The 23,795-nt window shown below is 42.8% G+C and carries 19 protein-coding genes; 6 read left to right on the top strand and 13 right to left on the bottom strand.

The genetic code is table 11. From position 1 onward, the window contains the following. The first annotated feature begins 40 nt into the window (after positions 1–40). On the top strand, positions 41–808 hold the full coding sequence (locus KA713_17235) for a glucose 1-dehydrogenase (GenBank protein UXE66178.1): 768 nt from the start codon (positions 41–43) through the stop codon (positions 806–808). Between the two features lie 72 nt (positions 809–880). Here the strand turns inward: KA713_17235 and KA713_17230 are convergent, their stop codons facing one another. The 4 genes from KA713_17230 to KA713_17215 form a co-directional block, all read right to left on the bottom strand. Beyond that, on the bottom strand, positions 881–4,273 hold the full coding sequence (locus tag KA713_17230) for a PD40 domain-containing protein (protein ID UXE66177.1): 3,393 nt from the start codon (positions 4,271–4,273) through the stop codon (positions 881–883). A gap of 145 nt (positions 4,274–4,418) precedes the next feature. Continuing rightward, positions 4,419–5,252 (bottom strand): transporter substrate-binding domain-containing protein, encoded by an 834-nt coding sequence (locus tag KA713_17225; GenBank protein UXE66176.1) that lies wholly within the window; start codon positions 5,250–5,252, stop codon positions 4,419–4,421. Positions 5,253–5,331: 79 nt separating this feature from the next. Beyond that, positions 5,332–5,712 (bottom strand): hypothetical protein, encoded by a 381-nt coding sequence (locus tag KA713_17220; GenBank protein UXE66175.1) that lies wholly within the window; start codon positions 5,710–5,712, stop codon positions 5,332–5,334. After that, positions 5,709–6,287 (bottom strand): RNA polymerase sigma factor, encoded by a 579-nt coding sequence (locus KA713_17215; GenBank protein UXE66174.1) that lies wholly within the window; start codon positions 6,285–6,287, stop codon positions 5,709–5,711. Before KA713_17215 ends, KA713_17220 begins: the two co-directional genes overlap by 4 nt. A 164-nt stretch (positions 6,288–6,451) precedes the next feature. On the opposite strand from KA713_17215, the gene KA713_17210 reads away from it, so the two are divergent. After that, entirely contained in the window at positions 6,452–6,799 is a 348-nt protein-coding gene (locus KA713_17210) for a hypothetical protein (protein ID UXE66173.1), read from the top strand. Between the two features lie 56 nt (positions 6,800–6,855). Then, positions 6,856–7,503: an ABC transporter permease gene (locus tag KA713_17205; GenBank protein UXE66172.1), complete on the top strand. Its 648-nt coding sequence runs from the start codon at positions 6,856–6,858 to the stop codon at positions 7,501–7,503. A 30-nt stretch (positions 7,504–7,533) separates the two neighbouring features. Here KA713_17205 and KA713_17200 read toward each other — a convergent pair whose 3' ends face one another. From KA713_17200 to KA713_17185, 4 genes are all read right to left on the bottom strand, one after another. Next, a complete protein-coding gene (locus KA713_17200; protein UXE66171.1) occupies positions 7,534–9,060 on the bottom strand; it encodes an rRNA pseudouridine synthase in 1,527 nt (508 codons plus the stop codon). Positions 9,061–9,198: 138 nt separating this feature from the next. Continuing rightward, positions 9,199–9,765 (bottom strand): SMC-Scp complex subunit ScpB, encoded by a 567-nt coding sequence (gene scpB, locus KA713_17195; protein ID UXE66170.1) that lies wholly within the window; start codon positions 9,763–9,765, stop codon positions 9,199–9,201. Positions 9,766–9,813: 48 nt separating this feature from the next. Continuing rightward, a complete protein-coding gene (locus KA713_17190; GenBank protein ID UXE69176.1) occupies positions 9,814–10,230 on the bottom strand; it encodes a TraR/DksA family transcriptional regulator in 417 nt (138 codons plus the stop codon). Positions 10,231–10,720: 490 nt separating this feature from the next. Continuing rightward, positions 10,721–13,309, bottom strand: a complete 2,589-nt coding sequence (locus KA713_17185) for a lamin tail domain-containing protein (GenBank protein ID UXE66169.1) — start codon at positions 13,307–13,309, stop codon at positions 10,721–10,723. Positions 13,310–13,346: 37 nt separating this feature from the next. On the opposite strand from KA713_17185, the gene KA713_17180 reads away from it, so the two are divergent. Continuing rightward, the gene (locus tag KA713_17180; GenBank protein ID UXE66168.1) at positions 13,347–14,351 is read left to right on the top strand and encodes an aspartate-semialdehyde dehydrogenase; all 1,005 of its coding nucleotides are present in this window, start codon (positions 13,347–13,349) and stop codon (positions 14,349–14,351) included. 9 nt (positions 14,352–14,360) lie between these two features. Here the strand turns inward: KA713_17180 and KA713_17175 are convergent, their stop codons facing one another. After that, complete coding sequence (locus KA713_17175; protein ID UXE66167.1) at positions 14,361–14,918, bottom strand: hypothetical protein; 558 nt, start codon at positions 14,916–14,918, stop codon at positions 14,361–14,363. 20 nt (positions 14,919–14,938) lie between these two features. On the opposite strand from KA713_17175, the gene KA713_17170 reads away from it, so the two are divergent. Beyond that, positions 14,939–15,517: a LemA family protein gene (locus tag KA713_17170; protein ID UXE66166.1), complete on the top strand. Its 579-nt coding sequence runs from the start codon at positions 14,939–14,941 to the stop codon at positions 15,515–15,517. Positions 15,518–15,660: 143 nt separating this feature from the next. Further along, positions 15,661–16,320: a methyltransferase domain-containing protein gene (locus tag KA713_17165; protein ID UXE66165.1), complete on the top strand. Its 660-nt coding sequence runs from the start codon at positions 15,661–15,663 to the stop codon at positions 16,318–16,320. Positions 16,321–16,610: 290 nt separating this feature from the next. On the opposite strand, the gene KA713_17160 is transcribed toward KA713_17165, so the two are convergent. The 4 genes from KA713_17160 to nusA form a co-directional block, all read right to left on the bottom strand. Beyond that, positions 16,611–18,077, bottom strand: a complete 1,467-nt coding sequence (locus KA713_17160; protein ID UXE66164.1) for a hypothetical protein — start codon at positions 18,075–18,077, stop codon at positions 16,611–16,613. Beyond that, entirely contained in the window at positions 18,077–19,648 is a 1,572-nt protein-coding gene (locus tag KA713_17155; GenBank protein ID UXE66163.1) for a hypothetical protein, read from the bottom strand. The genes KA713_17160 and KA713_17155 overlap by 1 nt, the downstream gene beginning before the upstream one ends. A gap of 192 nt (positions 19,649–19,840) precedes the next feature. Beyond that, a complete protein-coding gene (gene infB, locus KA713_17150) occupies positions 19,841–22,498 on the bottom strand; it encodes a translation initiation factor IF-2 (protein UXE66162.1) in 2,658 nt (885 codons plus the stop codon). A gap of 51 nt (positions 22,499–22,549) precedes the next feature. Beyond that, on the bottom strand, positions 22,550–23,791 hold the full coding sequence (gene nusA / locus KA713_17145; protein UXE66161.1) for a transcription termination/antitermination protein NusA: 1,242 nt from the start codon (positions 23,789–23,791) through the stop codon (positions 22,550–22,552). Between the last annotated feature and the right edge of the window lie 4 nt (positions 23,792–23,795).

Here is a 23,795-nt window from a genome sequence, read left to right as displayed (position 1 = left end):
TGCAAAATGTGTAACATTGTTAAAAATTTAATTTAAAGTTATGGATGTGACCTCCTTGTTTAGTCTAAAAAATAAAACAGCTTTGATCACGGGTGCTTCCAAAGGCATTGGTCAAGCTATTGCTGAATTGTATGCGGCCGCTGGCGCTCATGTAGTGGTGAGTAGTCGCAAACAAGAAGCGGTTGAGGCGGTTGCCAAGGATCTGAAATTGAAGGGATTTAATGCGACAGCCATGGCATGCCACGTAGGCGATGTAGGCGATGTACATAAACTGGCTGACTATTGTTTGACCAATTTTGGAGGTGTGGATATATTGGTGAACAATGCTGCCACCAATCCAGTGTTTGGCCCCGTAGTGGAAACCGATGCAGCGGCCTTCGATAAGATTATGGCCGTGAATGTGAAGGGGCCATTTGAGCTTTCAAAAAAATTGTATCCCGCTATGAAGGCAAAAAAATCAGGTTCCATCATTAACATTAGTTCAGTAGGTGGCCTGCGCCCTGAGCCGGGCTTGGGAATTTATAGCATGAGTAAAGCTTCGTTGATTTCGCTCACCAAAGTAATGGCAAAAGAATGGGGTGATGACAACATCCGTGCAAACGTAATTTGCCCAGGCCTCATCAAAACAAAATTTAGCGAAGCACTGTGGAACAATGACAAAGTCATGGGCATTATGATGAAGATGTTGCCGATAAAACGCGTAGGCACTTCAGAAGAAATTGCAGCCTTGGCACTTTATCTTGCGTCCGATTCCAGCAGTTATTGCACCGGTAGCGTGTTTACGGCTGATGGAGGCTTTACGATTTAGGTCGATTGTCCACAGTCGATCGTCCATTGCCGGTAGATTCAAACTTACCAGCAATGGACTATTGACCATCGACTATTTTATTCCGGGCACCCCAGCAGGCACAGCTTGCTCATTCGCAAACGAAGGAGCTTTACGCACGGTTGGGTAAACTTCATCTAACGTATTCCCATCGTAAAGCCTTCCGTTTTTCATCACCTTGTTTACGGAGTTAGTGTTGTGTAGATTCTCTAGTGGGTTTTTGTCGAGTATAATTAAGTCGGCCAATTTGCCTGCTTCAATGCTTCCAATATCGTTGCTCAAACCGATCGCTCTTGCTCCATGTATGGTTGCTACTTTCAACGCATCGATGTTACGCATGCCACCAGAAGCAATGCTCCACAATTCCCAATGATAACCTAAACCTTGCAACTGCCCGTGCGAACCTACGCCTGCGTTGCCACCCGCCTTCACTAAGTCGTTTACAAATTTGGCATGGTCTTCAAATACATGCTCTTCTTTCATGAACCATCCGGGTCTGCGTCTAGACTTTTCATCAAGTTCCGACTTGGCTGTAAAGTGATTTAGTTTTGGATCGCTATTTACATTTTCAGTAGCATAATAAAAATTCTCTGCCCAAGGACCGCCATAAGCAACAAGTAGAGTTGGGGTGTAGGTCATTTTAGCTTCCGCGATGGTGGTGGCCACATCTTTATACAACGGATAGATTGGCAATGCATGTTCATGACCGGGGTAGCCATCAATCAAGTTGGTCATGTTCAATTTAAAATCAAGACCACCCTCAGTAGTAGGCATTAAACTTTGTTCTTTCGCAGCTTGAATAATCCACTGACGATGTTGGCGATTGCCCGTCAAGTACATCTTAATCGTTTTGGTATTGTAGTATTCTGAATATTGCTTCAAAATATCTTTTGTTTGCTCGTAGTCCTTTAAGTTGTACGCCCAGAAGCCAACACCAGGGCCTGTGGAGTAAATACGTGGCCCAATCATTTGCCCCGTCTCCACCATGTCTCCGTAGGTCAACACATCGGTGGTGGCCGTTTGTGGGTCGCGTGTGGTGGTCACACCATACGCAAGATTGGCTGCATACATCCAAACCTGATTTTTGTGAATGCCCCACGCAGGCCACATGTGCGCGTGTGTGTCCACGAAGCCAGGCACAAGGGTTTTACCAGTTAAGTCCATTTTTTGTGTGGAGGCATCAACCGAAATAGAACCTGCTGGGCCTACTTGTTTGATGCGTGCATTCTCAATCAATATATCGCCACGCTCAATCACTTCATCTCCTTTCATGGTAATGATGCGCGCGTTTTGCAGTAATACTTTTCCTGCAGGAATGTCTTTCTCTACTTTTACTTTGATACGGATTTCAGAAGGCTTATACCCCTCATCCTTTTTTTCATCTTTCTTATCGTCCTTCTTCTCATCTTTCTTCTCACCCTTCAACTCCTCTGCCTCTTTTGCTTTGTCTTCTTCAGCCTTTTTCTTTTTGATAACATCTTCTTTCAACTTCGCTGAATCTAAATTGTAAGTAAAAAATGCATTGCCTAAGCTGAAGTAAACATTCTTCGCATTGCTTCCCCAAGTAGGGAACTCGCCACCTAATTTGGTTAACTTTCTAGAAGGAAACTGCGCTTTCTCTGCATCGGCCACAGAAATTTTTGGTGTTTCGCCACCGGTTTTGGGAATGGTGACCACATAAATTTCGTTGTTCACTTTCGCCAGTGCCTTGTCGCCTTCTGGCGCCATCAACACCACATCGGCAATCGATGGTTCTTGTGCCGGTTCAGCTTCTAATTCTTTCAGCATACAATTGTCATCCATCATTACCGAACCATACACTGTAATACCACTCACTTTCAAATGCGCTTTTTCATCGGTGCCATCCCACCGAATGGACACCAACCCTTTTTGCGCATGATACAAATAGATACGGTCGTCTGTTTTGGTAAAGTGTGGATTGCTTCTTCGTTTTGCTTTCGCAATGAAGTTTACGTTGCCTCCATCGCCCGAAATCCAAAGTAAATCTTCCTGCCCTCCCGAAAAGAAAGGGTCAGCTGCGTCTTTAAAAGTTTGCGTTGCCCCGCGGAAGAAAACGATTTTGTTTCCGGTCAACGACCACGATGGTTCGGTGTAAAGTCCGGGAGTATTAGTAAGCCGAACGGGTTTTGCACCTTTCAATTTCAAATTCATTTTATAGATGTGCCCTGCGTTGTTTTCCCATGTTACCCAAGCCAACTGTGCCCCATCGGGGCTCCATGTGGGTTGTGCTTCGGTAAAATTATTGGTCGTTACTCGTTTGGGAGTACCGTTGGGTAAATCGTAGGTGTATAATCTATTGAGCGCGGTGAAAGCCACTTGCTTTCCATCGGGTGAAATTACTGCATCACGAATTTGGGTTACAATCATCTCTTTTTCGTCCTTAATGGGATAATTGAAACTAACTGCGGGCCCTAACAAAAATTCAGTTTCCATTTCAAATGGAATATTGATGGCATCACCTCCTGCTACGGGTAGGCGATAAAACTTTCCGCCATACGAAGCCACCACTTCTTTGCTATCGGGCGTGAAGGACATGGCAGGCAAAACGCCCAATGGTGCTATCGACTCTTGTTCATCATGTTGCACGGGGTAGGCCAACCATTTTTCATCGCCTGATTTAATATCGCGAAGCACTAGACCTGTTTGGTCATTGTAACGCGTTCCATACACCAACCATTTTCCATCTGGTGAAAGCGTAGGGGTAAAAGCTGAACCGTAGCGCTGGGTGCGTGTTTCAAATTCCCCTGTTTCGCAGTCGTACACTGCGATTTGATATTGTGGAAATTGCGCGTTATAATTCCAGGCTCCGTTGCGATGCGAAAACCAGATGTAACGGTTGTCGTTACCAAACGCTGGTTCTACTGTTTTGAGATTATCGGGTTTGCTGATGAGTTGCGCACCAGAGCCACCGTCTTTGTGAAACATCCAAAGTTTTAAATTGCGGATTCCGCGTGAGCCTATGATATAGTTTCCATCAGGCGTCCATTCGGCCGATTGGTAGTGGTCTGTATTTCCTTTTGTTATTTGAAGAGAATCTTTTTTATCCAATGCAAACCACCAAATGTTTTCACCACCACTGCGGTCAGAAAGGAAAAGTAGTTTCGTTCCATCCGGGCTAAACTTGGGATGCGAATCGAAGGCCATGCCCTTGGTGAATTGAACTGGCTTGCCACCGGTGATGGGCATCGTGAAAATATCACCCAAAAAATCGAAGGCAATGGTTTTGCCATCTGGGCTAACATCCAAACTCATCCAAGTACCTTCATTGGATTTTACCGGCACTCTGCGTGCTACCTCGAGCGGAAGATCTTTTTTCTTTTTCGGTTTTTCTTTTTTGACTGAATCGGCTTTGGCGTCCTTCTTCTCTTGTGCGAAAGCGGACAAGCCAAATAAAAAGATAAGGGATAGTAGGTACAGTTTTTTCATAATGTCGATTTATGAAAACAATGTACGAGAATATCTCAATTAGGTAAAAGGAATTATATAGTTGGTAAAATAGTGGATGTAAACGCCCGCTTTAGAGGTAAAAACTTCTTACAAAACTTAATGGCATTGGTTGATAAATCAAAATTTATTTAAGCACACTCAAAAATGCCATGCCTAAATTATCTGAAACATACTTGCTAAACTGGGGGCTTTTTCGATACTCGTCCGTCATAAATTCTTTCCACGGCTCATCCCAATCATTGCCCTTGCTCATGGCAAAAGCTAACTGCTCAGGGTCGCCAAACTCTACTTTTTGTTTTTTTACAGGAAGGCGCTTGCGGTTGGCATCTACAAATTCTGTGAAGTCAACAATCGTGAAAAGCTTTGGATTGGCCACAAACTTTTTTAAAATTTCTTGTCCTGAAGGCCCATAAGCAATGGAAAGATTTGGCCAATTTTCTTTTTTGATTTTGTTGATTAACTTAACATGCGTGCTGCCACCAATAATTTCGGCTGAGTAGCCTTCCAATTTTTTTGAAATCTCTGCAAACGAAGAAACAGCGGGTGCATCCTTGTGCGTCAACAGCACAACGGGATTAGATAGAAACGGAGGTGTAAATTTCAAAATCTTTTTACGCTCTTCAGTGATGGTTACATTGGTTACTCCTAAAAGATAGGGACTTTTTTCCGTTGTGCTTAGAAATTTGGTAAAGACGGGTTCTTTGCCAACATATTGAATCGTAATTTTCTTATTGTACTTCTTTTGCACAAAAGCGACAAAGTCATTCAATATATCCACACATAAACCTTGCGGCTTTCCATTCACCTCTTGTATAAGCCCGGCTTGTTCGTAGTAGAGAACGGCTAAGGTTCCTGCACCAAACGACTTCACATTCAACCAAGAGTCCCCCTCGGTGCGTTGCGCCCAAGAACTGGTGAAAATAAGTACTAAAACAAATCCAAATACCCACTTTTTCATATACGGTTTAATTTTCTGTAATGATAACAAATGAAACCGAAATAGAAACGCGTAGAGTTACAGAAATATTACACCGATTTTACTCTGCGATGTTGTTAGACTTTAACAATCGCTTGTCAAGCCATTGTACAATTGCAATCAGCACGAATGCTAAGCCCACTAACCCCGGGTATCCTGAAAAGAACTGGAAAGTTCCCCACGTAAATTTGAATGAAATCCATCGAATGGAAACTACTGCTCCCACCAAAAGCAAGACCCACCCACTGACCATCCAAAAATATTCTTTACATAAGAAGGCTGGCTTTTGCTGGAGTTTAAATAATACCCGATCAGCAAAATCAACAGGCAATATATAAGGGTCTTTGCGCAAGGCATTAAAAACCTTCTGATAGGCCAAGGAATCATTGCCCTTAGGTGTTTGGCCACTTTCTATTTCATGTTGCAATTGTTCGTCTGTCATAGCGCGATTTCCTTTCCAAGGTAGTTTTTTACTTTTTCTTTTAAAATACTTCTGGCACGGAAAAGATAATTCTTCACTGTGCCTTCGGGCATATTGGTGATGGCACCAATTTCTTGATAGTTCATGTGATCGAGGTGATACAATGTAAGAACGGTTTTGTATTGAACGGGCAAGTAGTCAATCATTCTCAAAATCATTTCTTCCAACTCTTGGTCACCAAAGTCATCATCCACCTTTTCACTCGATACAAACTCGCGTTGAAACCCATCTTCGTTCGGCAAGTCGGCAAACAACATTTTTTGCTTCCGCAAATGGTTAATGGCATGCCGATAGGCTACTGTGGCGATCCAGGTGCTAAGTTTTGATTCAAAATTGAAGCTACGAATCTTGTCGTGCACTTTTAAAAAAACGTCTTGACAGATTTCTTCGCGATCCTCCTCACTTTTTACCAAGCGTGCCACCATATGCCCCACCAACCGTTGATGCTGGTGAATCAGTTGCCGAAACGCTTGCGAATCGCCTTGTATTATGCGGGAAACCAACTCCCGATCGTCTGTCATTAAGGGATTAGACACAACCCGAAGGTAAGATGTTGCATGGAATTATTCTTGGTAAAAGTTTCACCGTTCAAGGTCAACCAAAGAAACAAACATTCAGCGACCCTAAAAAAAATTCACTATCAACTGCAACAAGCTGCACGTAGCTTGCGTCTCACGCCACAAACAAAAATAAAACTGCTATGATTACATCTGAAGTATTAATGCCCATTGCAATTCTAGGGACCTTAGGCACGTCCATTTACTTCTTCACCAAAGTAATGACCGATTACATTCTGAAAAAGAAAATGATCGACAAAGGATTTGTGAACGATGACACCCAGGCCATCTTTAAAAACTACAAAGCCGATGATAATAAGTACGCTTCTTTAAAATGGGGCTTGATTGCTTTCTTCGCTGGGCTATCACTTATCATCATGGAGTATGTGCCCGTTAGCCCAGAATCACCACTTCCGTATGGGTTATTTGCCGTGGCCGTTTCGTTCGGATTTTTGATCTACTATTTTTTGGTGAAGAGGGAAACAAAATAGGTAAAAGCACACCACCCAAATAAAAAATATCAGATCACAAATCTTAAATCAATTCCATGTTCCGCAATTATCTCAAGACCGCCTTCCGCAGTTTGTTCCGTCACCGGTTCTTCTCTGCCATCAATATTTTTGGTTTGGCGGTGGCCATGGCTTTGTCAATGATTATTATTATGCTGGTGGCCGATCAGATGACTTATGACCGATACAATACTAAGCGTGATCGAATCTATCGACTTAATACTATTCCTCAAGGATCGAATGGAGAAACGCTAAATGAATACGCGACCACAACACTGCCACTGAAACAAGAACTTCTTGACAACTACGTAGGTGTGGAAAAAGCGGTGCGCATCATGCGAGGCTTCGGCAACTTGTGGTTGGAGATGGAACAAAACGTTAACATCCCGATTGCAGGATATTATGCCGACTCAGAGATATTAGATGTATTTGAATACGAATTAGAGTATGGAGATTCACACACCGCATTGGTAGAACCGTACTCGGTAGTGCTAAGCAAAAAGACCGCGAAGAAATTATTCAAGCAAGAGAATCCCATTGGCGAGTCCTTTAAAGTGGGCGAAGAAGGGCCTTACAAAGTGACAGGTATATTAAAAGAGACGAAAAACAAATCCCACATTCCGTTTGAAGCACTGGCAAGCATTAGCTCGGTAAAAAGCTTGGAGGCTCAGAACAAATCTGGTTGATAATTTGAAGAGAGAATAATTACAAATGAATCACTTATTCAAATGCTTCAAATTGATCACCTCTTCAGGTCTTAAAAAGCGCCATTGACCTCGGGCTAAATCTTTTTTGTCGAGACCGGCATATACCACCCGATCAAGTTTCACCACATCGTAACCCAACGTTTCAAAAATCCTTCGCACAATTCGGTTCCAGCCAATGTGCAATTCAATACCAATGGTTTTTTTGTCATCGCTCACAATGGCTACATCATCTACCATTGCACGACCTTCTTCTAAGTGCACGCCTTGTTGCACCTTTTCAAAATCAGCTTTGGTGATGGGCTTGTCCAATTCAACTTTGTAAACCTTTTTAGCTTTATAGGATGGGTGGGTGAGCTTATCGGTAAGGTCACCATCGTTGGTCAACAACAACAACCCCGTGGTGTTGCGGTCTAATCTGCCTACCGGGTAAATTCGCTGTGTGCCCGCGTTGGCCACCAAATTCATCACAGTGTTACGTTCTTGTGGATCGTCCGTAGTCGTGATAAAGCCTTTGGGTTTGTTCAACAGAACATAGATAGGCTTTTCGGGCTTTAGTTTCTTGCCATCGTGGCGCACATCATCCGTGTGTTTTACTTTGGTGCCTAATTGTGTGATGGTGACACCATTCACGGTGATCACTCCCATCTTAATCAACTCATCGGCTTCTCTACGGCTGCCCACACCGCTGTTGGCAATAAATTTATTCAACCGAATCAAGCCATCGTCTGCTGGTTTCTCTTCATATTCCGGCACCGATTTTCTGCGATCCATTTTTTTGGAATCAACAAACGATCTGCGTTCAGGTTCTTCTCCTGCTTTTCGTTTCACCACATCTTCGCGCGAAAACTTTTTTGGTTGCGGGCGATCGCCAAACGATTCGCGGTTTTTGCGAAAGGGCTTTTCTTCAGCTTCTTCGGATGTCGAAAAGCGTTTTGGCCTTTCGTCAGATGAGTCACCCTCAAATCGTGTGAATGGCTTTGGTCTGTCGCTATCAAACTTTCTCCGGCCAAATGGTTTTTCTTCTCCTTCCGGTTTTGAAAAACGCTTTGGTCTGTCGTCTGAATCGGAGAGTCGTTTTGGCTTCTCCGCATCAAACTTTTTTCTCCCAAACGAACTTCCACTTTCGCTCCGTTCAAATCTTTTTGGTCTTTCATCGCGATTGGTATCGTCTCCAAAACGCTTTGGTTTCTCCCCATCAAACGAATCTCGTCTAAACGATTTACGCTCACCATCGTCTCTTTTATTAAACCCAGTACCTGTAAAACGTTTGGGTCGATCCGAACCAAAATCACCACCACGCCTTTCAAAAGGTCCTGAAGCGCGCTTTGGTTTTTCCGTATCGTCTCTGCGGGTAAATGATTTGCTTTCGCCTTCTGGTTTATCAAAGCGAGACGGACGCGTTGAAAAACTACGCGACCGACCGCTATCAAACTCACCGCGACCCGAACGGTTGCTGCTGCGGTTGTTACGGAATGTTTTTTCGGCATCCGAACGTTTGCCGAAAGAAGATTTATTGGAACGTGGTGATTTTGCCATAGTTGTAGATTTTCTGTTTGCCAATCGCGCGATTAGCTAATGTACGTTATTATTTTCTGTACGGGAAATTAAAATTTAAGGTCGGCTATGGCTTCTGGAAGCTTTGCCTATTGTCTCGTGGCGGTACCGTCAGGATGCCTACTGATTATCGGGTGTCTCTCCAATGGTATTTACTTCAATTGTAAAATCTTTGGGCGTTGGCAATTCGGTAATGTCATTGATGCCGAAGTACTCCATAAACTTCGGGCTGGTGCCGTATAAAATCGGTCGGCCGATGGTTTCGGCTTTGCCTTGAATTTCAATCAAGCCTTTGTCTAATAACTTCTGAATTGCATAGTCGCAATTTACGCCACGAATATTTTCTACTTCGGTTTTTGAAATCGGTTGTTTGTATGCAATGATAGAAAGTGTTTCCATCGCTGAAGTAGACAGTCTTTTTTTGGATTGCTGCTTGAGCATAATCCCAATGCTGGCTTGGTAGGCAGGTTTGGTCAAAAATTGATAGCCGCCTGCTGCCTTAAACAACTGAAACGAAAACTCTTCTGCTTGAAATTTTTGATCAATGCGCTGAAGTGCAGCTTCAATATCCTCTTCAGGCACATCGGCATTAAACATTTCTGAAAGGCATGCTTTCAAATCAGCCACCTTGGTGGCGGTAGGCGAACAGAAAACCAATGCTTCGATGTGATTTTGTAAAAAGTCCATGTTGTAAAAGTAAGCCCCGCTTCTTTTTGGAGAGGGGTTTGGGTGAGGTTAATCTTGTTTCATCATCTTAGCCTCAATCGACTGGGTAGTGTGTGGCACCGCAATCAAGCGCTCTTTTGAAATCAGTTTTCCGGTAACAGAACAAATACCATATGTGCCGTTTTTAATTCGGATCAAGGCATTTTCTAAATTGGTGATGTATTTTAATTGGCGTGCGGCCAACTGACTCAAGTTTTCTTTCTCGGCTGTTTCAGCTCCGTCTTCCAAAACTTTTGTATTTCCTCCCGAGGTGCTGTCGGTGCCTTCATCGTTGGTGCGGGTAAGGGTGTCTTTCAAAATTTTGAATTCATCGCGGGCTTTTTCAAGCTTGGCTTTTATCAACACTTCAAATTCCTTCAACTCTTCATCGCTATAGCGCGTTTTGTCTTCTGATGTGGTAGAAGGGTTGGTCGGTTTGTGCGCAATGGGGCGATGACTCAGAATTGGGAAGATATTCAATTGAGAGGGAGATAATTTTAATGGCGGAGCAGCAGGCTTGGTTGTTCTCAGTTCGCCTGACTCTACTACCACTTTTTTTACAGTTTCCTTTTTTGCTACTGGTTTAGCAACAGGTGCTTTCTCCTTTTTCGCAGGTTTGGCGGGTGCCTTGACCACTTTTTTTACAGGCTTGGCCTTAGAAGCAACTTTCTTTGCAGGTGCCTTTACAACTTTTTTAGGTTTAGCCGGTGCTTTTGCCGTTGCCTTTTTGGCTGGCTTTGCTGCTTTTTTCTTCACTGATTTCGCCATATAAGTTCTTCTTTTAGGTTTTGGAAAAAGATTTGCAAAAATAAAGGGTAGTACCCGTAACAAAAAATGTGAGGCAATTAATTCCTTTATTGTAAAAAGGTGTCTGGGCTTTAAAAAATGGGTTTTTATTTAGTTTATCGCCATTGGTCAGTAATAGCTTGGCAGAAATCTAGTGTGCCGCCACTACCACCCTCTTCCTAAAAGTCTGAATATTGCCAGTGCCATCAAATACTTCAACCCATACTTGGTAATAGCCAATACGGGCCATGGTGCCATCTTCTTGCTGCCCATCCCACCGAAAAAAGCCCTCAACCCCAAGCGTTTCGTTGTTGGCGATGGTCTTGATTAACCGGCCTTGTTGGTCGATGATTTTGATGTTTGCCACCCAACCGCCTTGATCGAACTTGTAATTGATTTTAGAAAAATCTTGACCGGGCTGTTGAATAGAGAAAACCTCTGGGTCAACCGAAATGGAATTTTCGTTACCGAAATTCTCGGGCCGAGCGTTGGCGTTAATATATCCAGGTGTGGCAAAGCCTGCGTTTGAGCTGGCCGATTTCCAATTGCTGGTTTCGTTAGTATTTTGGAAAAACGAAATCCGCTCCAACGAAACACCTTCGGTATCTTTTAAAAAAGTAGAATGGAGTTTATCTGAATACAAAAAGTAATCAAGTATTTTGTTTTGATTGTTGATGAGGGCGATGCTCCCTTCATCGTCATTCAAGCCTGGCATATCTACTTTCAAAAAATTCTTTTCCACACTTTGTAGGTATTGAGCTTTTAAGACTACTGGGTCGGTTGTCAAGACCAAATAGCTGGTGGGTGCTAAAATATAATCGACCGAAATTGTTTTTGAATTTTTGACAACACCATTTTCGAAATTGGCCAACCGAAAATCTTTAAGATTGATATACTTGGCCGAGCGATTATAGATTTCAACAAAATCAACGCCACCAGGTCGCGGATTGAACAGCAGTTCGTTCACCAACACATCCAGGCTATCGGCATTTTCGGGTAGGGCAAAATCCAGTTTATTGAAATTATCTTGAATGAGGTTGCCCGCACAATCGCGCAAGTTGGTGATTTGAATGGTATACAATTGCCGAGGTGCGATTGGTTGTGAGAGGTTGATTTTGATTTCTGTTAACGCAGCGTTGCTCAAGCCCAAATTGGCAATTGGCAGGAGCGGAAGAATGTTCACAGAAACTACCCCCAAAGGTTTTTCGAGCCGTTCGTTAAATGTCAACGTTAATTGAGAAGAGCTTGCTACTATTGAAATTAATTTCGGACCCTCCGCATCGGGTTTGTTGGCAAAGACAGAGTTTTGTTTTCCTGGCGTTCCGCCTTTTGCATCGATGGTGGCTGTCCAATTATTGGCATCACCACAAAGATTATTGGGGTCAATCAATTCCAACGACCAGCCACCATTGGCTTTGTCATCGTCTTTGTACCAATTCGAATTGTAATTGACCGAATCGATGGTGAAGGAAGTTTGTAGGGTGAGCACATCTGCGTCATTGTTCAACGTAGGGAAGTTTGGTAACCCAATGGTTTTTCCGAAGGAAGTAAATTTTGACGTGGAGGCCGAAGCGGTTACAATCCAATATTCTTTTGGTAAAATAATTTGAGAAGGGAAAGTGGCAATGGAAGACCCATCCGAAAGTTTCCAACCGATCAAGTCGATGGGGTTGTTGCTGCGATTATAAATTTCGATATATTCAGCATCTGGCAACCCAATCTGAGGTGTTGGGTCGGCAAAAATTTCGGTGATGATGATATCTTTATTGATTGTTGCGACAGGTTGAAAGAATAAAAAATTCTGTTTGATACTGCTCATACTATTTCCAGCCAAATCTTTTATGCCCATCAATGTCAACTGATTTTGAATGCCATTACTAAACGAATTTCCAAAAGTCAACCGCACAGTTTTTTGGTCGGCTTGCAAAGTGGCCGATACTGGATTGCTGATCCCGTTGTTCGCAAAATAATTGGAGATTAGTTGTGATGAAGTGGTTTCCAAACTTTCGTTAAATACTAAATCCAACTGCGTTGATGAGATTACGGAAATCGAATTGAGAACTGGTGGAACAATATCGCCTATGATTGGCCCTACATAAAAATCGCTAAAGAAGTGCTTTTGAAAGAAGCTAGAGGTTGATTGTGTGATTCGGATTCCAAATATTGAACCAGTTGTAAATGAGTTGTCGACCACTGTACCTTCCGAAACAAATGAGTTGCCAGTTCCCGTAACATCTCGCTCCAACTTCCATAGGTTGGATACATCGCGTGTTACTTTGATTTTTAAGGTGTTGTTAGAAGCATTGGTAATTCCATCTGTACCATTGATTAAAATCGAAGCTGTTCCGCTCGTGCTTTTGTACAAACTAATTTCATCGGGTGTGCCACCAATCCTTACAAAGTAGCCGTCAGCAGAAATCATGCTAGCAGTTGACGACATCAAATAGATGTCTACAAAATTGGCGCTGCTGGTGTTAAACTGTAAGTTGACATAAAACTCCCATTGGGCATTTAGGGCTTGTGTTGAAGGGGTGCTAATGTAAAAAGTGGAACTCGCAATAGATGAATTCGAACGCAGTTGGTTGTCGGCTATGGTCCAATTAGAGCCGTTGTCAGGTGTCCATGTTGGGTTATTGGTATAATCCCCGTCTGAAAAGTTATCGGTAAACTGCGCCCTACAAACGAGTGCAGAAAATAACAACGTCAATATGAGCGCAAAAAGCCGCATGTTGTATTTCAAAAATACTACTTTTGTTGCTTATAAAATTTTTTTTGAAATGAGAATAGCAGTTGTGGGAGCCACCGGATTAGTTGGTCAAGAGATTTTATGTGTGATGGAAGAGCGTGCCATCGAATTTACCGAATTGTATTTAGTAGCCTCGCCAAAATCGGTAGGGCAGAAAATTAAATTTAAGGGCAAAGATTACTCCATCATCGGCATGGAAGAAGCGGTGGCATTGGCTCCTGATATTGCCATCTTTTCAGCGGGTGGAAATACTTCACTCGAGTGGGCGCCTAAGTTCGCTGAAAAGGGAACGATCGTGATTGATAACTCTTCGGCTTGGCGCATGGATCCCTCCAAAAAATTGGTAGTGCCTGAAATCAATGGGCACGTGTTGAAAATTGATGACCGCATCATCGCCAATCCCAATTGCTCTACCATTCAAATGGTGATGGCACTAGCCCCTTTACATATCAAATATAAAATCAAACGCATTGTGGTTTCTACCTATCAATCCGTAACAGGCACCGGCAAAGATGCTGTGCAGCAAATGATGGAAGAGCGCCAAGGGATTACCAACGGAATAAAAGTGTATCCACACAAAATTGACATGAATGCTTTGCCGCACATCGATTCATTTTTGGAAAATGGTTACACCAAAGAAGAAATGAAAATGGTGAACGAAACACGGAAGATATTGGGCGACTCAACCATTGGAGTGACCAGCACCACCGTGCGGATCCCAACTATCGGGGGTCACTCCGAGGCAGTTAATGTTGAGTTTTACCAAGATTTTGATCTGAAGGAAGTTCGTCAAATATTGGAAAACACCGATGGGGTTATTGTGCAAGACGATGTGAAAAATAATGTGTATCCGATGCCCATCCTTTCGCACGGAAAAGACGAGGTTTTTGTAGGCCGCTTGCGCAGAGATGAATCGCAACCCAAAACCTTAAACATGTGGATTGTGTCGGATAACCTGCGGAAAGGCGCTGCTACCAATGCCGTGCAAATTGCTCAGTTTTTGATGGAAAAGAATTTGGTGGCCGTGTTGCCATAAGCATACGTTTTAAAACACCCGCGTCAATCGGTAAAAATCACTCATCGTTATCCGAAAGGCTTCTTGCTCTGGCTCATCAGTAAAGATTGGAACATATTCACGTTTGCATAAAACATAAATGGATTTTTTGGCCTGGATGGCCTCGTAGATTTGGCTACCAAATTCCAGCATCCGTTCTCGACCTCGCTCCTTTAAGTCAATAATAGTGGTGTCTTTTTTTGAATTGATTCGTAGCTGTAAAAAATCTTCGGTTGTTAAAGGTTCGTTTTCTTCTATCAGCAAATAGGCTTCATCTTTCAGCCAATTGATTACAATTACCGGGTTTATGCTCGGTCGTTCGGTTCCTTGGTAGCGTTTGCCATATCGGTAGGCTTGCCATTTTCCGTCAGGGCTGCTGCGGTCATAGTAAATTTGACGGACGTTACGGAAAAATAGTTCGGCATCATCGCCAATAAAAAAGGTGTATTTGCTGCGATCAACGGTTTTATCGCGGTCGATTTTGCAAGACAATAGAAAAACACAAATTATCGCTAAAAATGATTTCCTCATAAATTCGTAGATTTGCATAAATTTTTAAAACAAAAAATATGAGTAAAGGATTAATAACAACATTGGTAATTATTGGAGCAATTGTAGTTATAGTAGGAGGGTTCTTTATGTGGGGTACTGGGGTTTATGATAGTGCCGTAAAATTACAAGAAGAAGTAAATGCTCAATTCTCAGATGTGCAGGCTGCATATCAACGTAGAGCAGATCTTATCCCTAATTTGGTGGCTACTGTAAAGGGCGCAGCTGAAAATGAGAAAGGAATTTTAGTAGAAGTGACTCAGGCAAGGGCTGGTATTGTAAATGCTAAGACACCCGAAGATTTAGAGGTTGCTGGTAGAAAAATCAATACCGCTATAAATTTAGCTTTTGAAGCCTACCCACAAATCCGTTCAACTGAAAATTTTCAAGAATTACAATCTCAATTAGAAGGAACAGAGAACAGAATTAATGTAGCTCGTCAACGATACAACGAGTCCATCAAGGGCTATAATTCTTATGTCCGTGGGTTTTTTAAGCGTTTTGCCCTTAATCTATTTGGAGGTGGTGAAGACTTTAGTGTTAGAAAAGGATTTGAGGCAGCTCAGGGCTCTGAAAATGCACCAGCAGTCAAGTTCTAATCGGCATATCTTCCAAGAAAAAAAGTATTGCCACTACGTATAATGCCTAGCTTCAAAGCCATGAAGGCAGGTGTGTCCGATCAATTTTGGAAAGAGATGATATGTTGGCGGCAATTCTCGCTGGACAAATTCGTTTACCAGAAATGAGAAAAAGCATTTATTTTATTTTTTTATCTGCGACTCTTTTGTTGTCGACATGTGCTCCGAAATCAGTCATGAACGAAAAGGGTAGCAAAAAGACGTTTCAACCCATTCTTCAATTTATGGACTATCAATCGGGAATGACATTTGCTGACGTTGGAGCTGGGTCTGGAGCGTTGACAGTTGCGATGGCGACCCTGATGGACAAGTCAACAATCTATATTCAGGACATAGATTCAAGCATCCTAAAGAAGGAAAATATCGACAAGGCTATTGATGATTTTAAAAAGCAGAGCGGAAGGGATTTAAGAATGAACAACAAATTCATCATCACTATCGGGACATTAAAAAAAACAAATTTGCCCGACAACACCTTTAACCTGATATACAGCAACGCAACTGTTCATTGTTTCTCTTCGCTCGACTCTATGTCGATTGACTTGGGCAGGAAATTGAAGACGAATGGTGTTTTGTTTTTTAGGGACGGTTTTAAAAAAAATCAGGACGTGGAAAGTTACTGTTCGGACCCTAAATGTAGAAGGCCGCTTCTCACTATGGACAAATTCTTGACGACAATGAAAAGGAATGGATTTGAACTAAAGAAACAATCCCCAAATATTAGCGGATATCCAATACTTGGCTTTACTTGGACAAAAAACTGAAATTAGGTGAGTGCGAGAACAGCCGCCAACAAAATGCTCAATGGTGCGGTGACGTGTTACTCAAAGTGTTATCTTCGTTCCACGTTCGGTGTCTGGGACAGGACGCGGCTTCGAAACCGCACCACTGCGCAAACACAAACGTTAATGCAATTGACTCCTGTCTATAAAAGACATTTGTCGGAGGTAGATTTAAATGAAGTAAATTAAGGAATATTAAAGAACGCAAGATTCTAAAATGAAAAGCCTCAATTTGGGGCTTTTCGCTTTAGTGCTTAAGCTGTAACAACTCGTTACTTTTTCCTTCTTCTAAAATCGGACGCGCGACCATTGGTCGATTTGACTGTTTTTTTCTTGCCCTTCACTTTAAAGTCATCAGCTTTTGCAACGTTACTTGATTTCGTTGGTTTCCACCCGAAAACAAAGTTCATACCCGTTCTTATATTGAAGAACTGAGTAGAATTAACGAAACCATTGATTTCGTTTCCCGAAATAGGGATCCTTAAAAGATTATCGCCAACCATATAGAATTGCACCACAGCTAGATTTAGTGAAAATCCCAAACCAACGTTATTGTATGCATTGCTGGAGACGGTATAGCTGCCGGAGAGGCTAAACCATTTACCGAAATGCTTATTTAGCCCGAGCGTTATGCCTGTTGTTGTTCTTCCCTTAAATGTTTCACCAAACAAAATGGCACCCACGCTTAGTTGCCCTCTCAACTGATAGGTTCCATTCAAATACATTCTACTTGGAATGGTCGAAGAGTAAGAACGGATAGCTGATTCCACAAATTTGAAATTGTTAGCTATTGAATCAGTTATCGACTCAACATAGTTTTGCTCATTGTTTACCAATTTGCTAAGATCGAAGCCAGAAAAAGTATATTTCGCTTTGACCGCGTCTAAAGAGTAAGCGTAGGTATTGTTTTGCCAATGGATACTACCAATATCCAACAGACTTGCAGCCAATGTGAACTTATCAGTGACTTTAAATGTAGCACCAAGGTCAACCCCAAAGCCACTGTTACTCAAGTAATCACCCACCCTAAACGAATAGTTACTTTGGGTTAGGTTATAGATGCCTGATGTCCGCAACTCGGCCGCAGCCGTAGCACTGATGGCGTAAGTGGCATTATCAGTAGAAAGATTGAAATTCGAATTCTGGGTTGTGGCATTCGTTATTCCATGCAAAAGCTTGGCCCGTAAGCCTATGGTCAGGTCGTTATTTAGTTTATAAGCAGCTCCTAGGTAAGTTTCTAAATACGACACGGATTCAACTTGCGGACTCAAGGTGAAGTTGCTGGATCCGGATCCAGATAAACTGGCAGGTTGATTTCCATCAATTAAAATAGCGACTGCATCTTTTGGCAACATCACCCGGCTGTATCCTTTTCCTTGCGTACCTAGGTTCATGAAAAGCTTATCGTTTACCTTGAAAGAAATCCGAAGCAAATCAACTGAGAATGCTTGGGACAAGTAGTTTTTTTCAGTCAATGCACCTCGCAGCTTTGGTAAATCGGCCACCGTGCTGCCATCTGATTGTTTGCTGATTACATCGCCATACGCAAAACCGTTGCTCGAATAAAAAGCACTAAAAGAAGTTGCTGGTAGCGTAAACGAGAAGTTGTATTTGGGTATAAAGGAAGGATTGTTTTCTAAGTGTTGCGGAAGGCTATTCATCAGGGTCAACGTGCCTTCATTTTGTGCGAACAATAAATTGCCCTCCATAAAAAAAATGATCAATAAAAGGAACCTCATTAGAATGTGGTGGTTAATCTAATCTTAGTTAACAATGCAATGGATGAAGTTAACTTATACTGGGACTTGAATTTTACGTCTAGGGAGCCTCCATTACCACCCGATGTATTGAGTTTTGCGACCAAAATCAATTTAGCTGATTGAAAAAGTTTAGTCACCTTGGTACTTTCTAAATCAATACTTTTGTTGGCGATGCCAGCTGTTTTTAAGTCGCCATTTGCATCTACCGTACTGCCCTTAACAATCGGGTTTTGATTGGACGAGATGAGAGAGTCAAGCACAACGGAATTTTTATCGACTAAGTAAAGCTGAATAAAAGCATCCATTGGCAATTCATTCGTGATTTTTGTTTGTAATGTTGCCTTTTCAATCTGCGTTTGATTGATGCTAGTTAGATCGATGGTTGCGGTATCTGACAGTATAATATCTGAACCACTTCCATACAGAGGGATTTCCACATGCATTTTCACTCTCATCTTGCTAGTGTCTGCCATAAAGTTAGAACCAGTAGTAAGACCCGGATTGATTCTGCCGGATACCTGATATTCTAGCGAGGTAGGGGCAAAGTTCAACACTTGGGTAATATTGGTAACAGAGACGGTTGTACTGGCCGAGGCACCAAGCGTGGCGGGTGAGCTTACCATGATCGGGCTAGCGGGCGAGGTTGTAATGGAAATTACATCGGTATTCTTTCTTCCGAGAAGTTTTATAAAATTGACTTGTAAGGGCGCCCCATAATCGTTCACAACCGTGAGATTAATGATTGGTTGCTTGAAAGCCACGGATGCTTTCCCTATCAAAAGCGAGCTGCCAAAGGCCGCGATAGACAAAGTTTGTGTCGAGGTAGTAGTAGTCTGATCGCCAAAGAAGCCGCGAATGTATTGAAAATCCAAACCCACCAGCGAAAGATCGATATTAATATTACTATTATCTGAAATGGTTACCGAGCTGGTTGATTTTTTTACAATCATTACAACTTGTAAGTTGAATCGATTGGAGGTAGTGGATGTATAGGTATAACCTTGAAGGGGGATAGTTGTTAATCCGGTGCTTACCTTTTGCGTCAGTGATAGTCCATCAGCATTCTTAAACTCGGGTATTGTTAAGTTTAATTCGAATAAAAAGTTAGCATTTGCTGGGGTGATAGATGAAATATTGAATGACAGAGATCCTCCCTTAAAGCTTATATCGGTTAACTTTTCGGGTGAAGTTGTCATGTCAATGGGAAAATTAACAGGCGGCAAGGTGTAGTCTGCCGGGGAGGGAGGGTATGTTCCTGCAGCTACAGGAACCGAGCGAGTTATGCTTAAAGCAGGCAGGTTTATCAAGTTGCGGACATCCTGCGAGGACAGCATTTGGTCATAGTTCAAATAGATCAAGCCGTCAGAATAGGTTTTTACATAGGAGAGATCGTTTTCACTAAATGCATCTACTATTCCTATGCTCCCCTCGATGAGAGGAATTGCCAAAGAGGGGTTGGAGGTAGCCCCCTTAATTTTATAGTCAGCCTCATTTATTGAGCAACCTATAAGGCAGAGCGAGCTCGTGATGAAAGCCAACAAAAGTTTCATGGAGTAAATTTATGTGGTTTATTTTATAAAGATATAAAAGGTTATCCAATTACTGAGACGGGACTGTAATTACATTTCCAATAAACATTCGGTAATACATTTTTGCATAAGCCCGCTTCGATTTAAGGTGGCCAATTTGTTGCCAACAAAAAAAGCCCGTGTAGGGCTTTTTCAATTTTCAAACAATTTCTGTTATTTCTTAACCTCTCGGGTTTCGTAGCTCTCTATCACATCGCCCACTTTAATATCGTTAAAGCCTTCTATGCCCAAGCCGCAATCAAAACCGGATTTTACTTCGCTGGCATCGTCTTTAAAACGCTTCAGTGAAGTCAACTTACCGGCATACACTACAATGCCCTCGCGAATCAAACGGATTGGGTTGGCGCGCTTCATGTAACCATCTGTGACCATACAGCCCGCCACTGTTCCAATCTTCGAAATCTTAAATACATCGCGCACTTCGGCATTGCCCACAATCACTTCTTCCATCTCCTTCTCGAGCATGCCTTCAATGGCTGCCTTTATTTCATTGATGGCATCGTAAATGATCGAATATAGCCTGATTTCAATTTCTTCATTCTCGGCCAATCTACGTGCTGACTGAGACGGACGAACTTGGAAACCAATGATGATGGCATCGGATGCCGAAGCCAACAACACATCGGATTCTGAAATCTGACCCACCGCTTTGTGAATAATGTTTACACCCACTTTCGGAGTAGATAGTTTCAACAATGAATCAGACAACGCTTCGATCGAACCATCCACATCGCCTTTTACAATCACATTCAGCTCTTTGAAAGAACCAATGGCCAACCGTCTGCCGATCTCATCCAAGGTAATGTGTTTCTTGGTGCGGATGCTTTGCTCACGCAAAATCTGGCTGCGCTTATTCGCCACCTCGCGTGCCTCGCGATCCGTCTCCATCACTTGGAATTTTTCGCCCGCTTGGGGAGCGCCATCCAAACCTAAAACTTGCACAGGAGTAGAAGGCCCTGCTTTTTGCACGCGCTTTCCGGTATCGTCAAACATCGCCTTTACACGGCCATAGTTAGAACCAGCCACCATAATGTCGCCCACTTGAAGTGTGCCTGCTTGCACCATCAGCGTGGTTACATAACCACGACCTTTATCTAACTCTGCTTCAATGATAGAACCGACCGCTGGTTTGTCAGGATTGGCTTTTAAATTGAGTAGTTCGGCTTCCAACAAAACTTTTTCCAACAAATCATCAATACCCTGACCTGTTTTGGCGGAAATGCCTTGGGTTTGGTATTTGCCTCCCCAATCTTCCACCAAAATATTGATCTTAGAAAGTGACTCTTTTATCTTATCTGGATTGGCTGTTGGTTTATCAATTTTATTGATGGCGAAAACGAGTGGCACACCTGCCACCTGTGCGTGATTGATGGCTTCTTTTGTTTGCGGCATCACGTCATCATCGGCTGCCACGACAATCACCGCAATATCCGTTAGCTTGGCACCACGAGCACGCATAGCCGTAAATGCTTCGTGACCGGGCGTATCCAAGAATGCGATTTTATTTCCGCTCTTGGTCATCACATCATACGCACCAATGTGCTGGGTAATACCACCTGCCTCGGAGGCCGTCACTTTTGTATTTCGAATATAATCGAGCAAGGAAGTTTTTCCGTGGTCTACGTGACCCATAATCGTTACAATGGGGGCACGTGGTTGAAGTTCGTCTTCACTATCCTCCGCTTCCATGGCAGCATCTTCTTCTTCTGTAGAAGCAAATTGCACATCATAGCCAAACTCATCGGCAATCACGGTAATGGCTTCGGCATCCAAGCGTTGGTTGATGGATACGAACATGCCTAATCCTAAGCACGTAGAGATTACATCGTTTACTGATACGTTCATCATCGAGGCCAAATCGTTGGCCGAAATAAACTCGGTAACCTTTAATGTTTTTGATGACTCTTCCTCTTGTTGCAAGCGTACCTCTTCCGCATCGGATACGGCTTGCCTTTTTTCTTTACGGTATTTGGCCCCGGTAAATTTCTTTTGGTTGTTACTGAGTTTGGCCAAGGTTGCCCTTACTTGATCTTGAATCTGTTTGTCAGTCAGTTCAGGCTTGGGCGTATGCCTTGTCGGCATTGGTCGTTGTGGGCCAGCGCCCGTCCGTCCATCATTCGGCCTTGAGGTGTTGGTATTGGGCAGTCGCTTGCGCGGACGTTTTTGTCCATTGCCTTGCTGTTGCTTTGAAGGATCGGAAGAAGCCACTGGCTGGTTCTTCTTTTCTGTAGGCAATAAGATTTTGTCAACTACTTTTAAACCCTGCAACTTATCAGCTTTCGCTTTGATAAGCTCTTGTTCTACCACTACCGGCTTTTCAACAATTGGCGCTTCTTTTGGCTCGGGCTTTTCTTCTTCCTTCTTTGGCTCCGGTTCTTTTTTCTTAGGTGTTTCCTTTTCTAAATCAATTTTGCCAACCACCTTAATACCTTCCAGCTTCGGTTTTTCAACTTCTACTTTTTCGGTCTTCGGTTCTTCTTTAGGCTTTACAATTTCCTTTGAGCCTAGATTTTTGATCAGCACACTTTCTTCATCTTCCGTTTTTTTGCGGTGCACCACTTCGGGCTCAGCTTTGGTTGATGGCGTTTCCACCGGCTTAATGCCAATGGTAAGGCTGGAGGCTTCTAGCTTTTCAGAAGCAGAAGAAGCAAACTCCTTGGCCAGCATAGTATACTGCTCAGGGGAAAGTTTTGCATTAGGGTTGTTCTCCACCGCAATACCCTTCTTGGCTAAAAATTCCAAAATGGTATTATGGCCCACATTTAACTTGCGGGAGGCCTGCCCTAAACGAACGGATTTTTCTTCTGCCATGCTCAAATATCAGCTATTTTATTGACTTACGTGTTGTTGCTAGGTTACGTCTTATTCAAATTCTTTCTTCAATACACCTAATACGGAATCCACCGTTTCTTCCTCTAAATCAGTTCTCCGAACAATTTCTTCCTTGCTTAGATTGAGTACGCTTTTGGCAGTGTCTAGCCCAATGCGCTTCAGTTCATCAATCACCCAGCTCTCGATTTCGTCACCGAATTCATCTAGGTCAACGTCTTCTTCAACGGCTCCAGCATTGTCGCGGAAGACGTCAATTTCCATGTCCACCAATCGGCTGGCTAGTTTAATGTTCAATCCACCCTTTCCAATTGCCAACGAAACTTGATCGGGTTGTAAAAATACAGACACGCGTTTGTTGTCTTTATCGATTTTGATGGACGTGATTTTAGCAGGGCTAAGGGCGCGTTGAATATACAGTTCTAAGTTTTCGGTGTAATTGATTACATCAATATTTTCGTTCTGCAACTCGCGCACTACTGCGTGAATACGTGAACCCTTCATCCCTACGCAAGCACCTACTGGGTCAATGCGATCATCGTACGATTCTACCGCTACTTTGGCACGCTCGCCAGGCTCGCGCACTACTTTTTTGATGGTGATCAATCCATCGTACACCTCGGGCACTTCTTGCTCAAACAATCGCTCTAAAAAAACAGGCGAAGTTCTTGACAAAATAATCTTAGGGCTTCCGTTCACCATGTCCACCATGTGAACAACTGATTTTACGGTTTCGCCTTTGCGATAGCGGTCTTTGGGGATTTGCTCGTTGCGTGGAATAGATATCTCATTTCCATCGGCATCGATCAATAATACTTCGCGGCTCAGCACCTGATATACTTCACCTGTTACCAATTCGCCCACAATGTCTTTGTATTTTTGGTAGACGATGTCTTTCTCTAAATCTTTTACCTTTTGAATGAGCGTTTGGCGAGCGGTAGTTACAGCTCTACGCCCAAAATCTTCCAAGTGTATTTCTTCTGCTACTTCTTCCCCAACTTCAAAATCAGGTTCAATCTTTTTGGCTTCCGAAAGGCTGATTTTGTCATGTTCCCAAATATCTTCTGACTCGTCATCTACGATTTCGCGGAAACGCCAGATTTCCAAGTCGCCTTTGTCGGCATTCACAATGATGTCGAAGTTATCGTCTTGCACATATTTTTTCTTAATCATGTTGCGAAACACATCTTCCAAAATCCGAATCATGGTCGGGCGGTCGATGTTTTTTTGCTTGGCAAAATCGGCAAACGATTCTATCAGTGTTGAGGTATCCATACAG

It is taken from the genome of Chryseotalea sp. WA131a (assembly GCA_025370075.1).
Classification (GTDB): Bacteria; Bacteroidota; Bacteroidia; order Cytophagales; family Cyclobacteriaceae; genus ELB16-189.
The sequence above is the reverse complement of the archived record's forward strand: the minus strand, read 5'-3'. Positions and strand labels throughout refer to the sequence as shown.